Source organism: Cupriavidus sp. FW305-27 (genome assembly GCF_058787995.1).
Window position 1 is genome coordinate 19648 of the sequence record NZ_JBYTAG010000045.1, and the last position, 9226, is coordinate 28873.

Genomic DNA, 9226 nt, shown 5'->3' on the forward strand with positions numbered 1-9226 from the left:
ATTCTTGTTTGTATTGGCTAGCGCAGCGCGGCCGTGCAGATGGGCGCGTTGATGTAGACATCGCCGATGCGGCGCTCGCCACGGTCCTTGCGCGTCATGTAGCGGAACATCAGGCTGATGCCTAGCTTGGTCAGGATCTCGACGTCGCGGTTGGCGCAGATATTGCGCTGCAGGGGCGCAGCGTAGTTGACCTCGAAGCTGGCCAGGTCCAGCATCGGCCCGCGGTAGTTGGTGAGCTCCAGCTGGAACAGCACATGCTTGCCGGGGATCGACTGGCAGCGGCGCAGCCGCGTTTCTCCGTCGATTTCGATTGGCAGGGCGTCGTTGAGCTGGCGGCAGGCGCGTGCCAGCACGTTGTCGGGCCGCGTGGTGTTGCGCAGCAATTCAGGCACGCCGGCGGCGCCGGTGTTCTGGCCAGTGGCAGCGCCCTTGAGCATGCGTGACAGCGGGTCGGCCTCATCGATCGCTGGGGCCGGCGCCGAGGCGGCGACATTGCGCGCCTGCGCCGGCGCGGCGTTGCCGGGCTGGGGCTGAGGCAACAGCAGCGCAGCCGCGAGTGCGGCCGGGCCTAGCGAAGCGGAAAGCGGCGTGTGTCGTATTCTCATGCAGGCTAACGTTGCCGGGACCGATACTGTCGTCCGTCTCTGCGTGGCCGACGGTGTGGCTTGCGCCGACAGGCTGGCATTGTACCCTCCACCTTGCCACAGGTGAAAGCCGCGCCACCCCGCAAGGGCATCCGCAGCGCCGGATTCGCGCTGCCGTGATCGCAAATGACCTGACACCACTATTCACCAATAGCGCCAACTTCGCCAGCATCATCGAACCCGACCTTGGCGGGGCAGTTTTTCTGAACGACTGTTTCAAAACCCGCTACGCCAGTGCCGTACCGCTTTCGTTATGCTGTGCAACAATTGCGTCTTTTCACGGGTTGCAGGCGCGGGCTGCGGCGCAAGCAGGCTGGCCGTGCATGACAACGCCGTTCGCCCCGGATACTTCCCATGCTCCGTTCCACCAGCGCTGCCTCGGCCGCGCGCTTTCCTGCCTGGCTGCTGATCTGCGGTTCGCTGATGGCGATCGCGCCGTTGTCGATCGACATGTACCTGCCGAGTTTTCCGTCGCTGGCCGGCGATCTCGGCGTGGACATCGGCCAGGTGCAGTTGACCCTCGGCACATTCCTGGTGGGGCTGGCGCTGGGGCAGGCGTTCTATGGGCCGTTCAGCGACCGCTTCGGGCGCAAGCCGCCGCTCTATGTCGGTCTGTGCCTCTATGTGGCCGCCGCGGTGGGCTGCGCGCTGGCACGCAGCGTGGAGTCGCTGATGCTGTGGCGCTTCCTGCAGGCGCTGGGCGGCTGCGCCGGCATGGTGATGGCACGCGCGGTGATCCGCGACCGGCTTGAGGCGCATGAGTCGGCGCGCGCCTTCTCGTCGCTGATGCTGGTGATGGGGGTTGCGCCGATCCTGGCACCGATCGTCGGCGGCGCCATTCTCTCGGTGTCGGGCTGGCGCGCGATCTTCTGGGTGCTGGCGGTGGCAGGGATGCTGATCCTGCTGCTGGTACACCTGCGCATGGAGGAATCGCTGGACCGGCGCCATGCGGCGCCGCTGAGGCTCGGCACGGTGGCGAAAAGCTACGCCGAGCTGCTGCGGGATCGCGAATTCCTCGGCTATTCGCTGTCTGCGGGTTTCGGCTCGGCGGGCATGTTCGCGTATATCTCCGGCTCGCCGTTCGTGCTGATCGAGCTGCACGGCATTGCGCCGTCGCACTACGGTTTTGTGTTCGGTGCCAATGCGCTGGGCCTGATCACGATGTCGCAGCTCAACGCCAGGCTGGTGCGCGGCCGCTCGCTCGATCAGGTGCTCGGGGGCGCGCTGCTGGCTGCCTGTGCAGCGGGCCTGGCGCTGGCTGTTGCCGCGCTTGCAGGCGTGGCGGTGCTGCCGGTGCTGCTGGCGGGCTTTTTCGTCTTTATCGGCGCGCTCGGCTGCGTATCGCCGAATGCGTCGGCACTGGCGCTCGCCCATCAGGGCCATCGCGCCGGCACGGCTTCGGCGCTGATGGGCACGCTGCAGTTTTCACTCGGGACGCTGGGCGGCGCGGCAGTCAGCCTGTGGCGCGACGGCACCGCGCTGCCGCTGGGCGTGGTGATGGCAGCCTGCGGCGCGGGCGCGGTGCTGATGCGATACTACGGGCGCTCAGGCCCCCGCTGATACCGTCTGCGAGCCGTCGTCAGGCAGCCTGTTGCGCGGCGGCCTGCTGCGCCAAAGCCTGTTGCACCACCACCATCTGCGCCGGCATTGGTGCGGCATAGCCGGCCTGGCCGAAGCTCTCGCGGATGATGCGGTTGGTATCGAAATAGACTTGCCAGTAGTGGTCGTTGTGGCAGTACGGGCGCACCGCCAGCACCGGGCCGACCAGCGTGAACTCCAGGATCTCGACATCGACCGGGGGCTCGGCCAGCACGTTGGGGATCTCCGCGATGCGGGCCTTCAGCAGCGCTGCCGCATGGGCGGTGTCGGTGCTGCCGGCAAGCTGCGCTTTCAGTTCCACGCGCCGGTACGGGTTGGCCGTGAAGTTCTGGATGGTATCGCTGAAGATCTTGTTGTTGCCGACCACGGTCTGCACATTGTCCGGTGTGTCGAGCGAGGTCGCGAACAGGCCGATCTCGCGCACCGTTCCGGTCACGCCGCCGATCGTCACGAAGTCTCCCACCTTGAACGGGCGCAGCACCACCAGGAACGCACCGGCAGCGAAGTTCGCCATCAACCCCGACCAGGCCATGCCGATGGCCACGCCAGCGGCGGCGATCAGTGCGGCGAAGGTCGTGGTCTGGATGCCGAAGTAGCCGAGGATGCCGATCACCAGCACCACGTTCAGCGTCACGGTGACGATCGAGCCGACATAGCGCAGCAGCGTGGGATCGACCTTCTGCTTGCCGAGCGCGTTCTGCACCATGCGCACGACAAAGTGGATCAGCCAGCGGCCGATGACCCAGAAGGCAAGGGCCGCCAGGATCTTGACCCCGAATTCTGTCGCGTAGGTGACGACCAGGGCCTTGAGGTTATCGAAGGTAGTGGCATCCATCGGCGTAGTCCTTTCATGTTGGTGTCCGGCCGGCCGCCGGCACAACATCCCCCGATTCAGCCGGCAGCAATGTGCTAGCCCTGCGCGCTGTTGCGGCGCAATACATGGGCACGGCAATTATTGAGACGCCGTACCGGAAGTGCAAGCAAATTATTGTTAAGACAAGCTGCCTTGCGCAGCTTGTCTATTTAAATCAGGACGGCCCGCACGCCATTACCAGTTGGTTTCCCGTTCCGGCGTTGCCGAAATCCGGTGCAAGGTCAGGTCCGCTCCGTTGAATTCGCCTTCGGCATCGAGCCGGATGCCCACCAGCTTCTTCAGCGCGCCATATACCAGGGTGCCCCCGGCCAGCGCCACCACGATGCCAAGCACGGTGCCGATCGCCTGCGCGCCCAGCGACACACCGCCCAACCCGCCCAGCGTCCTGGCCCCGAAGATGCCCGCGGCAATGCCGCCCCAGGCGCCGCACAGCCCGTGCAGAGGCCACACGCCGAGCACGTCATCGATATGCCATTTGTTCTGCGCCAGCGTGAACATATAGACAAAGAGCGCGCCGGCCACCGCGCCGGTGATCAGCGCGCCGAGCGGGTGCATCAGGTCCGAGCCAGCGCACACCGCCACCAGTCCGGCCAGCGGCCCGTTGTAGGCAAAGCCCGGGTCGTTGCGTCCGGCCGCCCAGGCCGCCAGCGTGCCGCCGGCCATTGCCATCAGCGAGTTGATTGCCACCAGGCCGCTGACCTTGTCGACCGTCTGCGCGCTCATGACGTTGAAGCCGAACCAGCCCACCGCCAGCACCCAGGCGCCTAGCGCCAGGAACGGGATGTTTGAGGGCGGATGGGCGCTGATGCGGCCGTCCTTCTGGTAGCGCCCGCGCCGTGCGCCCAGCAGCAGCACCGCGGGCAGCGCGATCCAGCCGCCCAGCGCATGCACCACCACCGAGCCGGCGAAGTCATGGAATGGCGCGCCGGCCACGCGCGTAATCCAGTCCTGCACACCATAGCGCTGGTTCCAGGCGATGCCTTCGAAGAACGGATAGACAAAACCTACCAGCACGAAGGTGGCGACCAGTTGCGGGTTGAAGCGTGAACGCTCGGCAATACCGCCCGAGATAATCGCAGGAATGGCCGCGGCAAATGTCGCCAGGAAAAAGAACTTGACCAGTTCGTAACCGTTTTTCTGCGCCAGCGTTTCGGCCCCGGACATGAATTGCACGCCGTAGGCAATGGTGTAGCCGATAAAGAAATAGGCGATGGTCGAAACTGCAAAATCCACCAGGATCTTTACCAGTGCGTTGACCTGGTTCTTCTTGCGCACCGTGCCCAGTTCCAGGAAGGCGAAGCCGGCGTGCATGGCCAGCACCATGATGGCGCCTAGCAGGATAAACAGGGCGTCGGTGCCGGTCTTCCAGTCGTCCATAGTGACCTCATGCTCAAAATGGGAGCGTGGGTACGCAAAAAGCATTCCAGCAACGGCCGCATCCTGGTGCCACGTGCACCTTGTCGGGTAAAACCGCACCGGAATACCGCGCGCAGGCAGGGGCGGGCGCTGCTGGTAGCGTTGCCGCTGGCATCGCCGTGATAGTGCGAATGCGCCAAAATGGCGCGAAACGGCGGCGCGGGCTGAACCGTTATGGTGCGGCGCCCCATTTATGGGAATCTATCCTATGCTGCTGGTTTGCCCCACGCGCGGGCCGGTCTGGCGTTGCCGCGCTGCGGGACGGCCCGGCAAAGCCGGCTTCTGGCAAGCGGGAAAAGCGTGGAAAATTGCCCGCTAACCGGCCTCAATCAAGGATTTGCGGGTTTTTTTGTCGCATTGGTGCCACTGGGGATTGCTCTACGCGCGACGGGCAGATTAGACTGCGCCGATCGATGGCTTTGCCGCGAGGCACGCACATCGGTGACGACGACCAACAAGGGAAATCAGCCATGAATAAAGGTGAACTGGTATCGGCCATCGCCGCGGAAGCAGAACTGAGCAATGCCGCCGCCGAGCGCGCGCTCAACGCAGCGCTGGACAGTATCAAGAAGGCAGTGGCAAAGGGCGATTCGGTGACGCTGGTGGGCTTTGGCAGCTTCAGCGCCGGCAAACGCGCCGCCCGCACCGGCCGCAATCCGCGCACCGGTGAAACCATCAAGATCCCGGCCGCCAAGACGGTCAAGTTCTCTGCCGGGCAGGGTTTCAAGGACGCGGTGAACAAGAAGAAGTAAGCAGTTTGCGTCCACAGCGTGAAAAGCGGCCTTGCAGGCCGCTTTTTTGTTGCATGGCACGGCCACGCCTGCCGGTACCGGGCTGCAGCCGGCAACGGCGGGCACGATCCGGGTTAAACTGCCGGCGCCAGCGTTCCGGCGTGCAGTCAGGCAATGCCGCCGTCGCAGGTTCGCCCCAGAAATCCCGCCCCCGCAATCCGTACCCGCATCATGAACGATCTGTCCCACCAGCTTTCCATGACCGTGCTGATGACGCCGGACATGGCCAACTTCTCCGGCAACGTCCACGGCGGCACCATCCTCAAGTACCTGGACATGGTTGCCTATGCCTGCGCCAGCCGCTACGCCGGCCGCTACGTGGTAACGCTGTCGGTCGACCAGGTGGTGTTTCGCCAGCCGATCCACGTGGGCGAGCTGGTGACCTTCCTGGCCTCGGTCAACTTCACCGGCCGCAGCTCGATGGAAATCGGCATCAAGGTGGTGACGGAAAATATCCGCAGCAAGCTGGTGCGCCATACCAACAGCTGCTACTTCACCATGGTGGCCGTGGACGACAACGGCACGCCGGCCGAGGTGCCGCCGCTGGAGCCGCGCGACGAGGTGGAGCGCCAGCGCTTTGCCGCCGCCCAGCAGCGCCGCGCGCTGCGCCAGGAAATGGAAAAGCGCCACGACGACATCAAGTCGTCGGTGACCTGAATACCCCGCCATGAAGCGCTACTGCAATCGCATCCGCACGGTCCTGGCCGTCGTCTGTCTGACCGCCGCCTCGGGCGCCCACGCCGAGGAGATCGGCAGCGTCAGTACCAATTTCCGCATGACCGGCTCCGACAAGGTCGTGATCGAAGCCTATGACGACCCCCAGGTGGACGGCGTGACCTGCTATGTGTCGCGCGCCCGCACGGGCGGCATCAAGGGCCAGCTGGGCATGGCCGAAGACCCGCCGGAGGCATCGATCGCCTGCCGGCAGGTGGCCACGATCGCCTTCAAGGGGCCGATCCGGCAACAGGACAACGTCTTCTCCGAACGCATGTCGATCCTGTTCAAGGCCCTGCATGTCGTGCGCGCGGTCGACCGCAAGCGCAATACGCTGGTGTACCTGACGTACTCCGACCGCATTGTCAGCGGCAGCCCGCAGAACAGCGTCACCGCCGTGCCGGTGCCGGCCGGCACGGTTATCCCGGTGAAGTAACCCTGCAGCAGCCGGCCCCGGCACCTGGTGGATCAGGGCGCCAGCGCCGCGCTCTCCGCCTGGCAGTCGCGCGACGGGCGCGCGCCGCTGGCGCGTGCCGCCGCCACTTCGCGGCGGGCGCGGTCCAGGTCGGCGCGGAAGGTGGGGTCGGCATGCAGCCGCGCCACCGTTGCCGCGGCCATCATGCGGCCCTCGTTGACATCGCTTTGCCAGTGCACGTTGCAGACCACGCGGCTCTGGCCGAACGCGCGCCCGCGCGCCAGGATGTCATTGGCGCGTTCCGGCTCGACCTCAGCCAGGATCAGCGCCCAGGCCCAGCCGATGGCGCTGTGGCCGGACGGGTACGAACCGTCCTTTTCCAGCTTGGCGGTCTCGGCCGGCGTGCACATCTGGGTCTTGTTGGCAACGAAGGGGCGTGTGCGCTTGTAGTGGTCCTTGGCCTTGTAGGTGGACAGGCCGGCATCGACCAGGCTGCGGCGCAGCAGGATGTTCAGGTACGGCGTTTCTTTCTCGCTGACCGGCACGCCCAGCGCGCAGGAGAATGCGCTGGCGGCCTGCGGGAACGTCAACACGGCATCCTCGCCAGCCACTTGCCAGCGCGGTGAACCGCGCAGCGTCCCGGCCTGCCGCGCGGCATCCTCATCCAGCGCCAGCGCTGCCGAGCCCTGCGCCGGCGGCGCGGGCAGCAGCTTCAGGCTGTCCGGGCGCGCGTCGGTAGCCAGGTAGCCGGCAGGCACGCCCGGGCGCAGTTCCGGCACCGCGGACAGGTTGGTGCCGCCGGCGGCGCAGCCAGCCACCAGGGCGGCGAGTGCCACCGCGATAGTTGCCCGCACCGGGGCGGACGGGGAGTGGTCACGCTTTGCTTGTTCCGTCAATTTGTCGTTCCTTGTTGTTCTTGTCGAGTCGGCGCTCCTGCCGCAGCTCAGGTGGCAGCGTCGAACAGCTTGCGCAGGTTCGACTTCAGGATCTTGCCATTGGCATTGCGCGGCAGCATCTCCTGGTAAATCAGGATACGCACCGGCACCTTGAATGCCGCCAGCCGGGTGCGCACGAAATCCTGCAGCTCGGCCTCGCTTGCCTGCATGCCGGGCTTCAGGCTGATCACCGCGGCCGGTTCTTCGCCCAGCGTCTTGTGCGCGAGTCCGACCACCGCGGCATCCATCACCGCGGGATGCTCGTACAGGGTGCTTTCCACCTCGATGCAGTAGATGTTCTCGCCGCCGCGGATCAGCATGTCCTTCATCCGGTCGACGATATAGACGTAGCCTTCCTCATCCAGCCGCGCAATGTCGCCGGTGCGCAGCCAGCCGTCGGCAAAGGTCTGCGCCGTGGCCTCGGGCTTGTTCCAGTAGCCGCGCACGACATTGGCACCGCGCGCCATCAGCTCGCCGGTTGCGCCGGGTGGCAAGGCGCGGCCGTGCCCGTCCACCACCTTCATCTCGCCGATCGGCAGCGCCGGGCCGCTGCTGTCCGGGCGCATCACGTATTCCTCGGCGCTGTGGCTGGTGAAGGTGGACGACGTTTCCGTCATGCCCCAGCCGATGCCGGGAGCGGCCAGCGGGAATACCTCGCCGATGCGCCGCACCAGTTCGGGCGATGCCGGCGCGCCGCCGTAGTTGACGTTCTCCAGCGAGGACAGGTCGAAGCGGCCGCGCTCCGGATGCTCCAGGATCTGCCACGCGATGGTGGGCACGCCGCCGGCCGCGGTGCAGCGCTCGCGCTCGATCAGCTCCATGCCGCGCAGCGCGTCCCAGCGGTGCATCAGCACGATCTTTCCGCCGGTGGCGATGGCGCCGTTGAGCACCGCCATGCAGCCGGTGACATGGAAGAACGGCACCGCCAGCAACATGGCCTTTTGCGGCGCGGCGGGGTCCGGCGCGGGAATCGGCTCGCCCCGGCGCAACAGGTTGCGCATCGGGCTGAAGCTGCCTGCAACGGCCACGTTGGTGGAGTTGCGGTGCGTGCCGAGCGCGCCCTTGGGTTTGCCGGTGGTGCCCGAGGTGTAGAAGATGGTGGCGTCGTCGTCCGGATCGATATCGACCTGCGGCGGCGCCTGGTCTGGCAGCGCGGCCCAGTCAGCCGGGCTGCCGATCACGCTTTCCAGCGGGGCCACGCGCGGCTCGGCCGCGGTGCCGCCGGCACGTGAGGCATAGACGCGTTCCAGCGCCGGGCAGCCCGGCAGGTGTTCCAGGATGCGGTCGAGCCGTTCGGCATCGACGATCGCCACGCGGCTGCCGGAATCGGCCAGGCCGTACTCCAGCTCGGCCCCGGTCCACCAGGCATTGAGCGGCGTCACGATGGCACCCGCCAGCAGCGCGCCGTAGAACGCCACCGGCCATTCAGGCAGGTTGCGCATGGCTACGGCCACGCGGTCGCCCTTGCGCACGCCATCGCGCACCAGTGCATGGGCGAGGGCGATGGCGGCGCGACGGAAGGCATCGTAGGAGACGCGCTCGTCCTCATAGACCACGAAGGTGCGGTCGGCAAACGCGCGCGTGTTCAGCAACAGCTCGCGCAGCGTGGGCGGTGCGTTCTTCCAGACGGTGGTGGGGATGCCGCGGATCACGCGCGTTTCGGTTTCGAACGGCGCGCCGGGCGCGGTAAGCCGGGCGTGGGCCTCGGCCAGCGACATGACCGGCCAGGTGCCGGCCAACTGCGGATTGCTCGACATGACTGCCTCCCGGAACTGCACTGCAGGTTGAGGGAAATGCAGGAAAGCGGCGGGGGGGGGGGGGGGGGGGGGGGGGGGGGG

General features: G+C 66.5%; 9 protein-coding genes. 4 read left to right on the forward strand and 5 right to left on the reverse strand.

Translation table 11 applies throughout. The features are described from left to right. Positions 1-17: 17 nt before the first annotated feature. On the reverse strand, positions 18-605 hold the full coding sequence (locus AC3WRI_RS21045) for a hypothetical protein (protein WP_058697084.1): 588 nt from the start codon (positions 603-605) through the stop codon (positions 18-20). A gap of 393 nt (positions 606-998) precedes the next feature. Between AC3WRI_RS21045 and AC3WRI_RS21050 the strand changes: the two genes are divergently transcribed. After that, positions 999-2204, forward strand: coding sequence for a Bcr/CflA family multidrug efflux MFS transporter (locus AC3WRI_RS21050; RefSeq protein ID WP_010814163.1), 1206 nt, complete (start codon positions 999-1001; stop codon positions 2202-2204). 19 nt (positions 2205-2223) lie between these two features. On the opposite strand, the gene AC3WRI_RS21055 is transcribed toward AC3WRI_RS21050, so the two are convergent. Both AC3WRI_RS21055 and AC3WRI_RS21060 read right to left on the reverse strand, forming a co-directional pair. Continuing rightward, positions 2224-3078, reverse strand: coding sequence for a mechanosensitive ion channel family protein (locus AC3WRI_RS21055; RefSeq protein ID WP_010814164.1), 855 nt, complete (start codon positions 3076-3078; stop codon positions 2224-2226). Positions 3079-3291: 213 nt separating this feature from the next. Then, positions 3292-4494 carry an ammonium transporter gene (locus tag AC3WRI_RS21060; protein WP_010814165.1) on the reverse strand — a complete coding sequence of 401 codons (1203 nt, stop codon included), beginning with the start codon at positions 4492-4494 and terminating at the stop codon, positions 3292-3294. A 509-nt stretch (positions 4495-5003) separates the two neighbouring features. Between AC3WRI_RS21060 and AC3WRI_RS21065 the strand changes: the two genes are divergently transcribed. The 3 genes from AC3WRI_RS21065 to AC3WRI_RS21075 all read left to right on the forward strand — a co-directional run bounded on the left by AC3WRI_RS21065 (position 5004) and on the right by AC3WRI_RS21075 (position 6474). Beyond that, the gene (locus AC3WRI_RS21065; protein ID WP_010814166.1) at positions 5004-5285 is read left to right on the forward strand and encodes an HU family DNA-binding protein; all 282 of its coding nucleotides are present in this window, start codon (positions 5004-5006) and stop codon (positions 5283-5285) included. 210 nt (positions 5286-5495) lie between these two features. Further along, positions 5496-5981, forward strand: a complete 486-nt coding sequence (locus tag AC3WRI_RS21070; protein ID WP_010814167.1) for an acyl-CoA thioesterase — start codon at positions 5496-5498, stop codon at positions 5979-5981. Positions 5982-5991: 10 nt separating this feature from the next. Then, entirely contained in the window at positions 5992-6474 is a 483-nt protein-coding gene (locus tag AC3WRI_RS21075) for a CreA family protein (protein ID WP_010814168.1), read from the forward strand. 32 nt (positions 6475-6506) lie between these two features. On the opposite strand, the gene AC3WRI_RS21080 is transcribed toward AC3WRI_RS21075, so the two are convergent. Next, entirely contained in the window at positions 6507-7349 is an 843-nt protein-coding gene (locus AC3WRI_RS21080; RefSeq protein WP_231881501.1) for an acid phosphatase, read from the reverse strand. Between the two features lie 47 nt (positions 7350-7396). Further along, a complete protein-coding gene (locus AC3WRI_RS21085) occupies positions 7397-9145 on the reverse strand; it encodes a class I adenylate-forming enzyme family protein (protein ID WP_010814170.1) in 1749 nt (582 codons plus the stop codon). Positions 9146-9226: the final 81 nt, after the last annotated feature.